Below are 14962 nucleotides of genomic sequence, written 5' to 3' on the forward strand. Positions count from 1 at the left end.
CCTCCTCTAACCCCTGACTGCCACGGCTTTCATCGATCGTGTACAGAACCTCCTCGTCGGTCACGAACGTCCACGTCCAGTGCTGATCCCCATCAACCGACAAGCCGGTTTCATCGCAGTAGACCACGTCGCTCTCTCGGATCTTGGCCTTCACGTCCTCGTATGCGGGTCGCAGCCGGTCTGCGACCCGCTTGGTCAGGTTGTAGACCGTTCTGTGCGAGACTGGGTGGTCTAATTGCCAGTCGAAGACTTCCGCCTGCCTGCGGTTGGGCACTCGCTGACGAAACCTGCGGAGAGCGGTTTGGGCCAGAACGTTCGGCCCAAACCGCCCGGTCTGGGGACAATCAGGATGCTCGGCGAGAATCTCGTTTCCACACGAGCAGTGGTGTTGGCCTCGTTTGTACTTGATGACGGTAAGTGGCACAGGATGAGGCGTTTCAACGACCGTCTGAGAGATATAGCTATCCGGATCGGTGAGGATGCAATCACAGTCCGAACAATAGCCGTTCTCGACCCAGACGGTTTCGTCTGGGTCAGGCGGTGGTCGAGTTGTTCCTTCATGGCCAGGACTGCGACCAGGCGAGGAGTCGCTGGCGGCGTCGGAGTCGCCGCCAGCACTTTCGTCTTCGGTTCGGTCACCATGTTCGTCCTCGCTGTCGTCGTCATCCGTCTCGGATTCCTCATCGTCATCGTCATCGGTTGATGGCGATTCATCGTCAGGAGGCGCTCCTGCGCCTCCTTCCTGGCTGGGTGGTGTGTTCGAGTTTTCGTAGTGTCGGAGCCGATTTCTGAGGTAGGTGTTTTGCTGTTCCAGTACCGTATTTTGCAGACGGAGACGGAGATTCTCGGAGCGAGCAGAGATGAGCTGGAGTCGAAGTGATGAATCGTTGGCGGCAGGAATCGCCAAATCCGAGAGATTTGGCGATCCACCAAATTTGAGTGACACGCTTGCTCTGCCGTTGGAACTCAGTGAATGAGTCAGCTACGAAATCGTTCTGTCGTCAAGTCGCTATCCAACTACNCACCAAATTTGAGTGACACGCTTGCTCTGCCGTTGGAACTCAGTGAATGAGTCAGCTACGAAATCGTTCTGTCGTCAAGTCGCTATCCAACTACGATGCCCCAAACGCCGTGAAAAATCGGATCAGCCGTGTCGCTCTGTGACCATCTCCGAATCTCTGGGTCGAGATTTCGACAAAGCCCTCGATTCAGAACGGGTAATCGCGCGGATCGCGCTGAACGGAAACCCATTTCGGCTGGGTAAATTCTTCGAGAATGTATTCACCGTTGAACCGGCCGATTCCTGAGCCTTTGTAGCCGCCGAACGGAACGTGCGGTTCGTCGTTCACCGACTGGTCGTTGACGTGAACCATTCCAGCTTCGATGTGATCTGCAACTCGTTCGGCATGAGCTATATCGCCGTACACCGACGACGAAAGACCGAACTCCGTATCGTTCGCCAGTTCGATTGCTTCCTCGTCATCCCCAAACGGGATCACGGGTGCGATGGGTCCGAAGTGCTCGTTACAAGCAGCAGCCATTTCGTTCGTTGCATCCGAAAGTACCGTCGGAAGGACGAAGAGACCGTTCGAATCGCCAAGCGAACTGTCACTACTGAGATCGCCGGCCGAAACAGTCGTCCCTTCGACATCAGCGGCCGAGACGGCCGCACCACCGGTTTCGAGCGTCGCCCCTGCATCGACCGTCTCCTCGACATATTCGAGCATCTGGTCACGCTGGCTCTCGTTGATGATCGGCCCGATGACCGTCTCTTCGGTTGCGGGGTCGCCAACGGGGAGGGATTTCGCCTTCTCAGTGAGTCGTTCGACGTATTCGTCGTAGAGCGATTCGTGGACCAGATGGCGATTGATGGAGATACAGATTTGGCCCTGATGGAGGAAGGTTCCGAATGCGCCGGCATCGACTGCGTCGTCCACAGCAGCGTCGTCCAAAACGACGTGTGGGCCGTTTCCACCCAGCTCCATCGCCGGATACGCCTGATGATCGACTGCGTTCTTTGCGACTTCCGTCCCAACGCCGGTCGATCCGGTGAAGGCGATGGCCGACGATGCCGGATGACTCGCCATCCGGTCGCCGATCTCCGACCCGCTCCCAGTGACGACGTTGAGAAGTCCATCGGGCAGTCCGGCGGCCTCGAAGATTCGCGCGATGAGGAGGCCGCCAGTGATTGGCGTATCCGAAGCGGGCTTGAGCACGACGGAATTACCGGTTGCAAGCGCCGGGGCAACCGCTCGAATCGAGAGATGGAGCGGGAAATTCCACGGCGAGATGACGCCGACCACGCCGACGGGTTCGCGTTTGACGAGGTTCTCCTTGCCCTCGATATTCGACGCGCGATGATCGCCCGAAATCCGTGTCGGAAAGCTCGCGGCCTCTTGGGTGATTCCGGCCGCGCTCTGGAATTCGATACTGCCTTTTATCTTACTGGATCCGGATTCGACGGCCAGCAGTTCGAGGATGTCCTCGCGGTGTTCGCGTAGGAGCGACACAGCCTGCGAGACGACTTCGGCACGTTCGGCTGGCGACTGCGCTGCCCATTCCGGCTGTGCAGCCGTGGCAGCCTCGTAGGCTTCATTGATGTCTTCTTCAGTCCCGCGTGGAACCTCTGCGAACGCGGTCTCCGTCGCCGGGTTCTCTACTGTAATCGCGTCGCGGTTGTTGGCTGTCCACTCGCCATCGATGTAGAACCGATTCCACTCCGCCTCGACCGAGATTTCCGGTTGCTCAGAGTCAACTGCTTGTGACACACACGAAGATACGTTCTGAATGGATAAGGACCGCTTGGAAGCGGAAATTCACCGTCGCCATCCGGGGCGAGGTTCATCCTAACGCAACCAAATCCGTCACGTGTCTGATGTCGGGAGCTTGCTCTTTCATTTAGATTGGGTTCGAAACCACCCTCTGAACCTCACAAAATAGCCGAAAACCATGCCAACCGTTCTATGACGCCCTCAACTGCTAGAACGAGTTCGTAAAATCTATTGACTAGTCTGGTGGCCTCTAACCGCCGAGCTCGGCAAGCGCGCGATCGGCGGCCTCGTTCACGTCGATGTCGCGCCGTCTGGCGTAGAGCACCGCGGCGGCCTCGATGGTGACGGCGAGGCGCTGCTGGAGTTCGTTGATCTCGGCGACCGCTTCCCGTTTGTCGATGCCGTCAGCGACGAGCGCGTCGAGGACCTGCTCGAACGCCGAGCGCCGGCGCAGGAGTTCCTCGTCGGGGACGAACCCCTCGGGAATCGTCGTGTCCGCGGGATCGAACGTGGGAACGAGCGCCTCGTTAGTGCGTTCGAGCAGCCCCTCGCCGACGGCGATGTCGGCCAGACGGGTCGCCTGCTCGGGCGAGAACCAGTCGCGATCGAGCGAGAGCGCGACGACGAACTCGCTTTCGGCCAGTTCGCCCTCGCCACGACCTTTGAACGGGGCGGCGACGGCGCTGCGAAGGCTCACGACGGATGAGCGGGCGGCGGCGTGCTAAATCCGTCGATGGGCTATCGAGCGATTCAAGTGTGCGCTCGCCCGCGTTTGGATATGAAAGATCAGGGACGCGCACTCAAAAAGCGAACCGGCGGGCGACGGCGACGAACGACGAAGAAGCGCAAACACCAGCTCGGCCGCGAGCCGACCGAGACCCGCGTCGGCGACACGGTGCTGAAGACCGTCGACACGCGCGGCAACACGCGGACGGTCCGGGCGATCTCGATCGACCACGCGAGCGTCGCGGTCGACGGCGAGACGCGAAGTGCAGACATCGAGGGTGTTGCCGAGAACCCTGCGAACCCGAACTACGTCCGGCGGAACATCATCACCAAGGGCGCGCTCATCGAGACCAGCGAGGGCACCGCGCGGGTGACCTCCCGACCCGGCCAAGACGGCCAGGTCAACGCCGTTCTCGAAGAGTAGCGGCCACAGAACGCCAATAAAACGTTTCTACGCTCGTCGATTCAGAAGCTGTCGATGACGGGAATCCCCATCGTCTCGAAATCGTCCATCGCCGCCAGCTTCTCCGAGACGTCGTCGAGCGGGACGGTCTCGGAGACCACCGCGCTCGGATCGAGTGTACCGTCGGCGACCATCCGAAAGATCTCGTCGTAGTTGGTCGGAGCCATCCCGAGCGAGCCGATGAACTTGATCTCGCCCATTACCATCGCATCCGTCGGCAGCGAGACCATCCCTTGCTCGTCCTGCGTCGAGAGGCCTACCTGGACGTGCTGGCCGCGAGTGCCGAGACTCAGCACGGAGTTCCGGCAAGTGGTTTCGATGCCGAGCGCGTCCATCGAGACCGCCGCGCCGCCGTCCGCGATGGCTTTCACCTCGTTGGCCGGATTCTCGACGTCGCTCGCGTTGACCGTCGCGCTCGCGCCGAGTTCTTTCGCCTTTTCGAGCTTTTCGTCTTGGAGATCGACCGCGATGACGTTGCCGCCGAGCGCGCTGGCGATGTGCACAGCGGAAAGTCCGACACCACCGCAGCCGTGGACCGCCACCCAGTCGCCACCGCCGAGGTCGGCGCGGTGGGCGAGCGCGTGAAACGAGGTCATGAACCGGCAGCCGAGCCCGGCCATGTCGACCGAGGAGACGCCATCGGGGAGCACGACGGCGTTGTGATCGGCTGCCGGGACGTGGAGCTGTTCGGCGAACGCGCCGGGTACCGATTCGACGAAGCCGAGCGGCCGGATGTTCTCGCAGGTGTTGCCGTGGCCGGTGCGACACTGTTTGCAGGTCCCATCGCCGAGGTTGAACGGCACCGTGACCTGCTGGCCCTCCTGGAGGTTCTCGACCTCGTCGCCGACCGCGACGACCGTGCCCGCCGGTTCGTGGCCGAGGATCTGACCCTCCTGAGGCCGGATACCGAGCCAGTCCCAATCGCCCTGCCAGCCGTGCCAGTCGCTTCGGCAGATGCCACAGGCCTCCATTTCGATCACCGCACCCGTTGGCTCCGGATCGGGTGCGTCCACGTTCTGGATGTCGAGCGGTTCGCCGTGTTCTTCGAGGACTGCTGCTCGCATAGCTCGTATGCTATCGATGCCCATCGTAATAGATGTATCGTGTGAACACACTGCTTTCTTTTGAACTGCCCGCCCACCACCATTTTCCGTCGTTCACGGATGGCAGGAAGATATTTTTCGCTGGAAACCCATGACCACCTATGGCGTTCCAGCTATCGGGAGAACACGAGGCCATCCGGACGGCCGTCCGCGAGTTCGCCGAGGAAGAGATCGTCCCTGTCGCGCGCGAGCACGACGAATCGGGCGAGTACCCTGAAGAACTCAGACAGGAGGCCGCCGAATACGATTTCGTCGCGCCGAACATCCCCGAGGAGTACGGTGGCGCGGGGATGGACGCGCTCGCGGGATCGATCGTGACCGAGGAGCTCTGGCGCGCCGACCCGGGCATCGGCAGCGCGGTCGGCTCGGCGGGTTTCGGCAGCGACATGCTCATCGAGTATGGCTCGGAGTGGATGAAGGAGGAGTGGCTGCCCGGGATCGCCGCCGGCGAAGCGGTCTCGGCGAGCGCTATCTCCGAACCCGCCCACGGCTCGAACGTCGCGGGCATCGAGACCCGTGCGGAGCAGGACGGCGACGAGTGGGTGATCGACGGGAACAAGACCTGGATCACCAACGGCTCGGTCGCGGACGTCGCCATCGTGATGACCAAGACCGATCCCGGCGCTGGTCATCAGGGGATCACGGCCTTTCTCGTACCGACCGACAGTGAGGGATTCAGCGCCGAGAAGATCGACAACAAGCTCGGAATTCGTGCCTCCGACCTCGCCGAGTTGCGACTTGACGACGTCAGAGTTCCCGAGGAGAACGTTGTCGGCGAGGTGAACGAGGGGTTCTACCAGCTGATGGAGTTCTTCGCCTCCGGGCGAACGAGCGTCGCTGCCCAGGCCGTGGGGGCCGCACAGGGTGCGCTCGATGCCGCCCGTGAGTACGCGACCGAGCGCGAGCAGTTCGACCAGCCGATCAGCGAGTTCCAGGCCATCCGGCACAAGCTCGCCGAGATGGCGACGAACGTCGATGCCGCACGATCGCTCGCCTACCGGGCCGCGAGCGCGGTCGAGAGCGACGCCGACGACGCGGTACGGCTGGCGAGCATGGCGAAACTGTTCGCGAGCGAGCACGCCGTCGACGTGGCCGACGAGGCGATCCAGGTGTTCGGGGGTGCGGGCTACGTCACCGATCATCCCGCCGAGCGCTACTACCGCGACGCACGCATCACGAAGATCTACGAGGGCACGAGCGAAATCCAGAAGAACATTATCGCCGATCGGCTGGTATGAACGACGGCAGACTGTCGAACGGACGGACTTACCATCCGCATGCTGGCGGATCGCGAACCGACGGACGAGTCACTGCGGGCGGAGGCCGACGATGAGCGAGGCACCGGAATGGGAATTCACCGAGCGCGACGTGGTGATCCTGCGCGAGCTCGCGGGCGACCCGCAGATCTCCTCGCGCCAGCTCACCGAGATCCTCGACGAGAAGTACGACATCGACGTCTCGCACGTCACGGTGAGCGAGTCGATCCGGCGCATGCGCGAGGAGGGCGTCTTCCGTGAGGCGATCATCCCGAACGAGGACTTTTTCATCTTCGGACTGTTCGAGTTCAAGTTCAACGCCGAGCACTTCGCCGACGAGTGGCGCGCGGCGATGGAGTACATTCGCGACTCGCCGAACACGCTGTTCTACTTCCTCTCTGATGGGGAGTATCAGTGGAAGACGGTGATGATGTTCCCGACGCGCGAGGCCGAATCGCGCTGGATCCACGAGTTCTACAAGGAACACGGCAGCGTGGTCTCGAACATCCGCAACTCCGTCGTGACGAACGTGCTCAAGTTCGGGACCGACCCCGAACTGCTCGAAAGCCTGAACGAGGGGCCGCGAACGAGGGAATAGCCGAAATCAGCCGATGATCGTCACCGGGATCGAGACCTTGCGCGCGACCTCCTCGGCGACGCTGCCGAGCAGGAGGCGTCTGGTGCCCGAGCGGCCGTGGCTCCCGATGACGATCTGGTCGATCCCGTTGTCGTCGGCGTACTGGGTGATGACGTCGCTGGGCACGCCGCTCTCGGCGACCGTCGTGAGCTCGACGCCGTACTCGTCGGCCACCGCCTGTGCACTCTCTTGGATCTCGTCGCTCTCCTCGCGCGCTTCCTGCTGCCAGTGCTCGCCGAGGGTGTTGCCCGGTGCGCCGTAGCCCCACTCGGCGGGATCGATGGCGTGGATGGCCGTGAGCTCGTCCCCGGCATGTTCGTCGAGGACGTATTCGAGCGCCTCGTGTGCCTGTTCCGAATCGTCGAACGGAACCAGAACCCGCTTGCCCATACATACCCTACCACGAGGCGACAAAAGAAGCTACCGTCGATCGTCAGCGCACCAGCGAGAGCAGCTCACAGGAGAGCACGGTCTCGCCGTTCTGATCGAGCACCGACACGCTGTATCTGATCGTCCCGTTCGCCCGCGGGTGCTCGCGTTCCGCCTTTTCGAGCACCTCGGTCTCGACGTGGATGGTATCGCCGATGTAGGTCGGGGCGGAAAACCGGAGCGCATCGACCCCGTAGAACGCGATGACGTCGTCGCGCTGTTCGGGTGTTCTGGACTGCCAGAGCAGTCCCGTCATCGCCGAGAAGACGAACGCGCCGTGGACGATCCGCTCGCCGTATTCCGTATTCGCCATCCGCTCCGCGTCGGTATGGTGATGGTTGAAATCACCGCTCACGCCCGCGAAGTTCGTCACGTCGGCTTCCGTCACCGTCCGCCGCGCAGTCGTGCTCGTCTCGCCCTCGTCGATCGATTCGAAGGTACTCATCGCCCCTCCCGGAAGAGTCGGTAGCTCGTGCGCCCGACCGCGACGTCCTTCTCCTCGCCGTTCGGCGCGATGCTCGACACGGTTGCATCCGTCACACCCATCGACCCGCCCGCGCGGACGACCTCTGCCTCGACGGTCAGATCGTCGGTCGCGGGGCGGAGATAGGAGACGTTCAGATCGGTCGTCGTGAGCGCCGCGCCTTGGGGGTTCTCGAACGTCGAGCGGAGCGCGAACCCGCTCGCGGTGTCGACGAGCGTGGCCGCCACGCCCCCGTGGACGTTCGCCTCGCCGCCGGGCACGAGGTTGGTGAACTTCTCGTCGTAGGGCACGCGGAGCACGACGCGGCCGTGCTCGATCGTCTCGATCTCGATGCCGAGCCAGGAGAAGAAGCCGTGCTCGCCGATGATGGCTTCGAGCTGGCTCCGCTCGGCCGGCGAGAGGTCGCTCATCGACCCCCAGAGACCGGCTCGCCGTTCTCGTACTCGTAGAACCCGCGCCCACTCTCCTGCCCCGTGTTCCCGCCCTCGACCAGCTCGACGAGGTAGTCGGCCGGCTCGAAGCGCTCCTCGCCGGTCGCCTCGTGGAGCGTTTCGAGCTTTTCCAGAAACGTGTCGAGTCCCTCCTGATCCGCACGCCGGCACGGCCCCTCCGAGAAGCCAGCGCCGAGTCGCATGCCGGTATCGATGGCCTCGGGAGTCGCGACGTCCATCCCGACGAGCTTCGCGGCCTCGTTGACCATCCGGGCCTCGACACGCAGGGTGTCGAACCCCTCGCCGTCGCCCGCTTCGTAGTCCGCGCCGTCGCCGTCGACGGCTTCGCCGTCTGCCTGAGACGTCTCCGACGTCTCTCCGTTCTCGTAGTCGTAGTAGCCCTTTCCCGTCTTGCGGCCCAGCTCCTCGGCCTCGACTTTCTCCTCGATCAGCGGCGGGTTGGTGATGCCGGCCTCCTCGCGGACCGAGTAGCCGATGTCGACCCCTGTCAGATCGGCGAGCTCGAACGGCCCCATCGGATAGCCACGGCGATGGACCATCGCGGCGTCGGCCTCCCGGATGGTGGCCTCGTCGTTGGAGACCATCCAGGCGGGTTCGACCATGAACGGTCCCAGAACGCTGTTGACGACGAACCCCTGGACGTCCTTCTGCACGTAGATCGGCGTCTTGCCGAGCGATACGACGAAATCGTGGGCGGTCTCGGCGGTCGCGTCCGACGTCCGCTCGCCGTAGATCACCTCGACGAGATCCATCTTGACGGGCGGGTTGAAGTAGTGGGTGCCGACCACCTGCGCCGCCCTGTCGGTGGCGCTCGCGATCTCGGTGATCGACAGCGAGGAAGTGTTCGAGGCGAGGATCGCCTCGTCGGGCGCTAGCTCGTCGAGTTCGGTGTAGATCTCCTTTTTCAGCGCCATCCGTTCGGGGGCGGCCTCGACGACCAGATCGGCGTCGCCAACCGCTTCGGCGAGATCGGTCGTCGTGTCGATGCGCGCGAGCACGTCGTCGGGATCGTCGACGATCCCGTTCTCGGCGAGTTTTCCGACGCTCCACTCGATGTTCTCGGAGCCCGACTCGATCAGATCCGTCTCGATGTCGCGCATCGTCACGTCGTAGCCGCCGAGCGCGACGACCTCGGTGATGCCGTGGCCCATGTTGCCCGCGCCGAGCACCGCCACCCGTTCGATGTCCGTCATGGTCTTTCGAGCGATCGGCAGCGGTTTAACTCTCCCGTCGCCGGCGAACCGCTCATAGTGGCTCCTCACCCTCGATGATGCGCACCGCGCGATCGGCGAGTTCGGGCACGCCCGTCTCCATCTTCGGATAGAGCGGGTCGTCGGCGTTGCCCTCCAGGTAGCGCCGGAAGAACATCTCGCCAAGCCCGGCGAGCTTGTAGACCGCGAGCGCACGATAGAACCGATCGTTCTCGTACTCGATCCCCGTCCGCTGCTCGTAGCGCTCGACGAGCTCCTGCCGACTGGGATAGCCTTCGCGGGTCATGAACGTCGCGGTGAGCGAGTCGGTCGCCGCCGGGGGTTCGGGATCGCCCTCGTCCCACCAGTACGACAGCAGCCAGCCGAGATCGACGAGCGGGTTGCCGAGCGTGCTCAGCTCCCAGTCGAACACCGCGACGATCTCGGGTGGCGTTCCCGGCCCGAACATCACGTTGTCGAGCTTGTAGTCGCCCTGGACGAGCGTGTGCGTCGGCGCGTCGGGGACGTTCTCGGTCAGCCACTCCATCACGTCGTAGAGCGCGGGTACCTCGCGCTCCTCGCTCGTGACGTCGAACGCCCAGGTCAGCTGCTCGGACCAGCGGCTCACCTGCCGCTCGGTGAACCCCTCGGGATGGCCGAACTCGCCGAGGCCCGCCTCCTCGTAGTCGACCGCGTGGACCTCGGCGAGTCCGTCGACGAGCTCCTCGCCGATCCGTCGTCGGTGATCGGGCGTGGCGAAACGTTCGGGCTCACCCTCGCGCAGCACGTCGCCCGCGATGCGCTCCATCACGTAGAAATCACAGCCCAAGACCGAGTGGTCCTCGCAGGCCAACACGGTGGGCGGCACTCTGACCGGCGTGTCCTGGAGCGCGTCCATCACGCGATACTCCCGCAGCACGTCGTGGGCGGTGTCGGCGACCTCGCCGGGTGGCGGTCGGCGAACCACGAGGTCGCGATCGCCCCACTCGACGAACAGCGTCTCGTTCGAGTGGCCCTCCTGATGGTGCTGAACGTCGAACGCCTCGACCGCTCCGAGTTCGCGCTCGAAGTAGTCGGCGAGCGACTCCCGATCGACGATGCGCGCGAAATACTCGTCGCTCATCGGACCCCTCGATTCGACGGCGACTGCGATCTCGTTACCATTGGTAGATCGATTGTGCGCCCGGCTACGAATATCTACTGGACACATCTACGTCAACCGACACTTCTGTCGGCATTCCCCGTCGTCTGCGGCCTCATGTGGCCGATGACTTTGATCGGCGAAACCAGTCACATTCACCGACTGTGTGTGGAATCGTCAGTAATCGCCCTACCGTTTTACAATGTAGTGCCGAGAAGAGGGTGCATGGACTACGACGACTCGGCGACCGCACAGGAACTGCGCGATCGCGCCCGTGAATTCATGGATGAAGTCGTGCTACCGAAGGAGCGCGCCAACGCCGCTGGCAGCGTCTCCCAGGAGACGATCGACGAACTACGAGAACAGGCCCGCGAGTACGACGTGTATGCACCCCAAATCTCCGAAGAGCATGGTGGAATGGGGATCGCGCTCCGGGACGTACTACCGCTGTTCGAGGAGGCGGGCCGAAGCCTACTCGGTGCGCCAGCGATGCGCGTCGACGCGCCCGACGAGGGGAACATGCACACGCTCGAACTCGTCGGCACCGCGGCGCAGAAAGAGGAGTGGCTCGATCCGCTGGTGGCGGGCGAGATTCGTTCTGGTTTCGCGATGACCGAACCAGCTCCCGGCGGCGGATCGGACCCGAAGATGCTCCGCACGACGGCCGAAAAGGAAGACGGTGAATGGGTCATCGACGGCCACAAATGGTGGACCACCCAGGGCAGTGCGGCCGACGTACTGCTGGTGATGGCTCGCACCGACGAGGAAGCCCACCCCTACGCCGGCTGCTCGATCATCCTCGTGCCGACCGACGCTGAGGGCGTCGAGATCGTTCGCGACATCCCCCATCTCGGTCAGGATCTCATGCCCGAGAGCCACGCCGAGATCCGCTTCGACGGGGTGTGCGTGCCCGAAGAAAACCTCCTCGGCGAGGAGAACGAGGGGTTCACGGTCGCTCAGCAGCGCCTCGGACCCGCGCGACTGACCCACTGCATGCGCTTTTCCGGGATGGCCGATCGCGCGCTCGACGTGGCGAAGGCCTACATGAACGAGCGCGAGGCGTTCGGCTCGTCGCTCGCGGACAAACAGGCCCAGCGGTTCGCGATCGCGGAGGCCGAAACCCGCCTGCACGCCGCGCGGACGATGGTGAGGGACGCCGCGACGAAGCTCGACGCCGGCGACGAGGCCAGAGTCGAGGTCTCGATGAGCAAGGTCTTCGCCGCCAACGTCGCCCAGGAGACGATCGATCTCGCGATCCAGTGCTGTGGTGGGGCCGGCATCAGCAGGGACCTGCCGCTCGCGGACTTCTACGACGCTGTGCGCGCCTTCCGCATCGTCGACGGGGCCGACGAGGTCCACAAGCGAACGATCGCGCGTGCGGTCTTCGAGGACACCGACTCGGCCGAGATCGAGGCGGTGCCGCGTTTCGACGGCTGATCGTCGGGTTCGGACTGGCCGGGCACAACCTTTTGCGCCGGCCGACCGTCGATGATGCATGGACCACGGAATCGTACACACGGACGACGTGCGTGTTACCGACCTCTCCGACGTCGAGGAGCTCCCGCCGAATCTCGACATCCGTTCGGTCGACGACGCGCTCGATACCGACGAGACGAACGTCAAACTCTGGTATTTCGACCCCGGCGAGGAGATCCAGTACCACGCCCACGCAGAACAGGAGGAGCTCTACTACATCGTCGAAGGCGAGTTCTCGGTCAAGCTCGGCCGCTCGGGCGAGGAGGAGATCCACGAGGTCGGTCCGGGTACGTTCTACGCCGCCGGCCCCGAGATCGGTCACGGTCACCGCTATCTGGGTGACGATCAGGGGATCGTGCTCGCCATCGGTGCACCGTCGGTGGAGGATCCGGGACTCGATCCGCACGACCTCGACTGATTATTCTCTCCTCTGTACCGACCATCACTTTTACTCTCTGACACTCTATTCGGAGACGACGCTGGCGTCGGGGGCGTTCTGCATCACGCTCCGCATGCCCTTGAGCGCGTTCTGCTTGCTCGTGTAGCCCTCGCCGCTCGTGGCGATGATGTTGCCGTTCCGGTGGACGAGCCGCCAGCGCCACTCGCTCGCCTTGTCCCGAAAGACCTCGAAACGACCGAGGCTGTGAGCGGGTTCGGCCCCGGCGTCGTCGCTCTCCGTAGACTCACTCTCGGCGGCCGAAGAAGTGCTCTCGCCCTCTTCGTCGCGTTCGTCCCATTCGAGTTCCAGTTCCAAACTCCGCTTTCCGGATTCGCGCTCGACCTCGATCTCGAACGTCGGGGCCGCCGGCGGGTCGATATCGATCGATTGTGTCCCGTCTTCGAGCGTCACCGGCCCGTCGTTTTCGAGCGCCGTCGCCAGTGATCTGAGCACGCCGGCGATGTCTGCACGGCTCCGCCGGCGTTCGCTTTCGAACAGTGTTTCGTCGGCCATACCGTCGTTCCAGGCGGCGCGAGGATAAAAGGAGGTGTCCGATCAGGCCGCGGCGTACGAACGATCGAGATGCTCGACGATGCGGTCGGACTCGCTCATCGTGATGCCGCGCTCGTCGTCGACGAGCACCGGGACGTCGCGCTGGCCGGAGACGCGCTTCACCTCGTCGCGTTTGGAGTGCAGCGCCTCGACCCAGATGCTGTCGAAGTCGATGTCCAGATCGTCGAGGCGATCGACGACGGCTTCGCAGTGCGGACAGCCTTCGAGACGGTAGAGCGTGATTGCCATGCCCCGTGTCCGATGGCCACGGACAAAAACCTCCCGCCGACGTCGTTTTGTGCCCGTCCGTCCAGCATGGGACATGCCACCATCCGAGGGCGAGCGCGCGCCCGATTTCACGGCGCTGCTCTGTGACGGCGAGACCTTCCACACGGCCAGCCTCTCGACCGTCTGCGACGGCGGCTGCGTGGTCGTCTTCTACGGCTTCTCGTTCAGCGCCATCGACGAGAACTGGTGGAAGCGCTACGAGCGTGCCGGCTGGAACGAGTTCGAAATCCCTGTCGTGGGTGTGAGTCGCGAGGGCCCATACGCCCAGAATGCGTTCATCCGCTATCTCGATAGCCCGTTTCGACTGTTCAGCGACGGCGAGAGGGCGGCCGCCGAGGCGTACGATCTACTCACGACGCGCTCGGGGATGGGCGAGACGCGAACCGCACGCCGTGCCGTCTTCGTCCTCGACGACGATCGGCGCGTCGTCCACCGCTGGCTCGGCGAGGACTGGATCTCGCCCGTCCCACGCGCGGAGATCGAGGCAGCTGTCGCCGAACTCACCGGATAGGCAGCGCCGACACGGCTATGGCGCGGACGCGCGAGGAAGTCGGTATGTCGATCGCCGACTACCCACACCGGCCGGGCGCACACTGCGGGTCGGCCTCGCTGCGCAACCTGGCGGCGCGCTACGGCTGGGGGTTCGACGAGCCGCTCTGTTTCGGCCTCGGGGCGGGCATCGGCTTCGGCTACTACGAGGCGGGACCCGCCAGCCGCACCATCATGGGCCGAACCTCGTGGCTCGAATCGAGCTTCTTCGACACCCTCGCGATCCCGTTTGCGGAGGAAGACGGATCAGACTGGGAGACGGCTTGGGAGGCCGTCAACGCGCGAATCGTGGGCGGAACACCCGTCGTGCTGTTCGCCGACCTATACTACCTCGACTACTACGGAACTGACACCCACTTCGGCCCGCACACGCTCGTCTGCCTCGGCACCGAGGGAGACGACGTGCTGCTCTCTGACAGCGAGTTCGAGACCGTCCAGCGGCTGCCGATCGACCGCCTCCGGCAAGCATGGGGTTCGGAACACGGCTTCGTCGGGCCGCTGTCGAACCGCTGGCTCGCCGTCGATGGCGAGCGACCGTCGCCGAACGCGTCGATCGAGAGCGCGGCACGGGCGGCGATCGTGCGGGCATCGGAGGGTATGCTCACCGACGATGAATCCGGCGCGTGGGGCACGCAGGGCGTGGCAGGGATCCGTCGGTTCGCACGCGAGTTGCCAGGATGGACGGAGCTGAACGACGTGTCCTGGAGCGCACGCTTCGCCTACCAGAACATCGAGCGCCGCGGCACCGGTGGCGGTGCGTTTCGGCGGCTGTACGCCGATTTCCTCGCTCAGCTCGATTTCCTGGACGATTCGTTCGCCGATCGGACCCGCGCGATCGCCGACGACTGGAGCGCACTCGGCGAGACGCTCCGCGCGGCGAGCGAGACGCCGACCACGGAGATCTTCGAGCGCGCGAACGAGCAGGCTGCAATCATCGCCGATCGCGAGGAAGGACTGTTCGTCGACCTCCGCAGGGAGGTGAGAGAAGATTGACGCGAAGGGTTAT

Annotated in this window: 17 protein-coding genes and 1 pseudogene; 7 read left to right on the top strand and 11 right to left on the bottom strand. The window is 63.9% G+C overall.

What is annotated here, in order from left to right:
- The 3 genes from C448_RS15845 to C448_RS04305 form a co-directional block, all read right to left on the bottom strand.
- Nucleotides 1-946, bottom strand: a 946-nt coding sequence (locus C448_RS15845) for an IS66 family transposase (RefSeq protein ID WP_394294941.1), incomplete at its 3' end; no start/stop codon positions are given.
- Between the two features lie 262 nt (nucleotides 947-1208).
- Complete coding sequence (locus C448_RS04300; RefSeq protein WP_004052083.1) at nucleotides 1209-2768, bottom strand: aldehyde dehydrogenase family protein; 1560 nt, start codon at nucleotides 2766-2768, stop codon at nucleotides 1209-1211.
- Between the two features lie 253 nt (nucleotides 2769-3021).
- Nucleotides 3022-3468, bottom strand: a complete 447-nt coding sequence (locus C448_RS04305; protein WP_004052084.1) for a DUF2240 family protein — start codon at nucleotides 3466-3468, stop codon at nucleotides 3022-3024.
- Between the two features lie 81 nt (nucleotides 3469-3549).
- On the opposite strand from C448_RS04305, the gene C448_RS04310 reads away from it, so the two are divergent.
- Nucleotides 3550-3921, top strand: a complete 372-nt coding sequence (locus C448_RS04310) for a 30S ribosomal protein S8e (RefSeq protein WP_004052085.1) — start codon at nucleotides 3550-3552, stop codon at nucleotides 3919-3921.
- A 41-nt stretch (nucleotides 3922-3962) separates the two neighbouring features.
- Here C448_RS04310 and C448_RS04315 read toward each other — a convergent pair whose 3' ends face one another.
- Nucleotides 3963-5024 carry a zinc-dependent alcohol dehydrogenase family protein gene (locus C448_RS04315; protein ID WP_004052086.1) on the bottom strand — a complete coding sequence of 354 codons (1062 nt, stop codon included), beginning with the start codon at nucleotides 5022-5024 and terminating at the stop codon, nucleotides 3963-3965.
- A gap of 140 nt (nucleotides 5025-5164) precedes the next feature.
- On the opposite strand from C448_RS04315, the gene C448_RS04320 reads away from it, so the two are divergent.
- Both C448_RS04320 and C448_RS04325 read left to right on the top strand, forming a co-directional pair.
- Nucleotides 5165-6301, top strand: a complete 1137-nt coding sequence (locus C448_RS04320) for an acyl-CoA dehydrogenase family protein (RefSeq protein ID WP_004052087.1) — start codon at nucleotides 5165-5167, stop codon at nucleotides 6299-6301.
- 91 nt (nucleotides 6302-6392) lie between these two features.
- Nucleotides 6393-6917 carry a winged helix-turn-helix domain-containing protein gene (locus tag C448_RS04325; protein WP_004052088.1) on the top strand — a complete coding sequence of 175 codons (525 nt, stop codon included), beginning with the start codon at nucleotides 6393-6395 and terminating at the stop codon, nucleotides 6915-6917.
- 6 nt (nucleotides 6918-6923) lie between these two features.
- Here the strand turns inward: C448_RS04325 and C448_RS04330 are convergent, their stop codons facing one another.
- The 5 genes and pseudogenes from C448_RS04330 to C448_RS04350 all read right to left on the bottom strand — a co-directional run bounded on the left by C448_RS04330 (nucleotide 6924) and on the right by C448_RS04350 (nucleotide 10634).
- A complete protein-coding gene (locus C448_RS04330; RefSeq protein ID WP_004052089.1) occupies nucleotides 6924-7346 on the bottom strand; it encodes a universal stress protein in 423 nt (140 codons plus the stop codon).
- Between the two features lie 43 nt (nucleotides 7347-7389).
- A complete protein-coding gene (locus tag C448_RS04335; RefSeq protein ID WP_004052090.1) occupies nucleotides 7390-7830 on the bottom strand; it encodes a MaoC/PaaZ C-terminal domain-containing protein in 441 nt (146 codons plus the stop codon).
- Nucleotides 7827-8279 carry a PaaI family thioesterase gene (locus C448_RS04340; protein WP_004052091.1) on the bottom strand — a complete coding sequence of 151 codons (453 nt, stop codon included), beginning with the start codon at nucleotides 8277-8279 and terminating at the stop codon, nucleotides 7827-7829. Before C448_RS04340 ends, C448_RS04335 begins: the two co-directional genes overlap by 4 nt.
- 23 nt (nucleotides 8280-8302) lie before the next feature.
- Nucleotides 8303-9514: pseudogene (locus C448_RS04345) on the bottom strand (3-hydroxyacyl-CoA dehydrogenase); the annotation flags it as partial.
- 52 nt (nucleotides 9515-9566) lie between these two features.
- Nucleotides 9567-10634, bottom strand: a complete 1068-nt coding sequence (locus tag C448_RS04350; protein ID WP_004052093.1) for a phosphotransferase family protein — start codon at nucleotides 10632-10634, stop codon at nucleotides 9567-9569.
- A 243-nt stretch (nucleotides 10635-10877) separates the two neighbouring features.
- Between C448_RS04350 and C448_RS04355 the strand changes: the two genes are divergently transcribed.
- Together C448_RS04355 and C448_RS04360 are read left to right on the top strand one after the other, a co-directional pair.
- Nucleotides 10878-12089, top strand: a complete 1212-nt coding sequence (locus C448_RS04355; RefSeq protein WP_004052094.1) for an acyl-CoA dehydrogenase family protein — start codon at nucleotides 10878-10880, stop codon at nucleotides 12087-12089.
- Nucleotides 12090-12147: 58 nt separating this feature from the next.
- Nucleotides 12148-12546, top strand: coding sequence for a cupin domain-containing protein (locus C448_RS04360; RefSeq protein ID WP_004052095.1), 399 nt, complete (start codon nucleotides 12148-12150; stop codon nucleotides 12544-12546).
- Between the two features lie 45 nt (nucleotides 12547-12591).
- Here C448_RS04360 and C448_RS04365 read toward each other — a convergent pair whose 3' ends face one another.
- Nucleotides 12592-13080 carry an HVO_2922 family protein gene (locus C448_RS04365; RefSeq protein ID WP_004052096.1) on the bottom strand — a complete coding sequence of 163 codons (489 nt, stop codon included), beginning with the start codon at nucleotides 13078-13080 and terminating at the stop codon, nucleotides 12592-12594.
- A 42-nt stretch (nucleotides 13081-13122) separates the two neighbouring features.
- The gene (locus C448_RS04370) at nucleotides 13123-13368 is read right to left on the bottom strand and encodes a glutaredoxin family protein (RefSeq protein ID WP_004052097.1); all 246 of its coding nucleotides are present in this window, start codon (nucleotides 13366-13368) and stop codon (nucleotides 13123-13125) included.
- A 73-nt stretch (nucleotides 13369-13441) separates the two neighbouring features.
- Here C448_RS04370 and C448_RS04375 point away from each other — a divergent pair, with 73 nt between their 5' ends.
- Both C448_RS04375 and C448_RS04380 read left to right on the top strand, forming a co-directional pair.
- The gene (locus C448_RS04375) at nucleotides 13442-13918 is read left to right on the top strand and encodes a redoxin domain-containing protein (protein WP_004052098.1); all 477 of its coding nucleotides are present in this window, start codon (nucleotides 13442-13444) and stop codon (nucleotides 13916-13918) included.
- Nucleotides 13919-13962: 44 nt separating this feature from the next.
- Nucleotides 13963-14949 carry a BtrH N-terminal domain-containing protein gene (locus C448_RS04380; RefSeq protein WP_049916049.1) on the top strand — a complete coding sequence of 329 codons (987 nt, stop codon included), beginning with the start codon at nucleotides 13963-13965 and terminating at the stop codon, nucleotides 14947-14949.
- The last annotated feature ends 13 nt before the right edge of the window (nucleotides 14950-14962 follow it).

The organism is Halococcus morrhuae DSM 1307 (genome assembly GCF_000336695.1).
GTDB classification, from domain to species: Archaea; Halobacteriota; Halobacteria; order Halobacteriales; family Halococcaceae; genus Halococcus; species Halococcus morrhuae.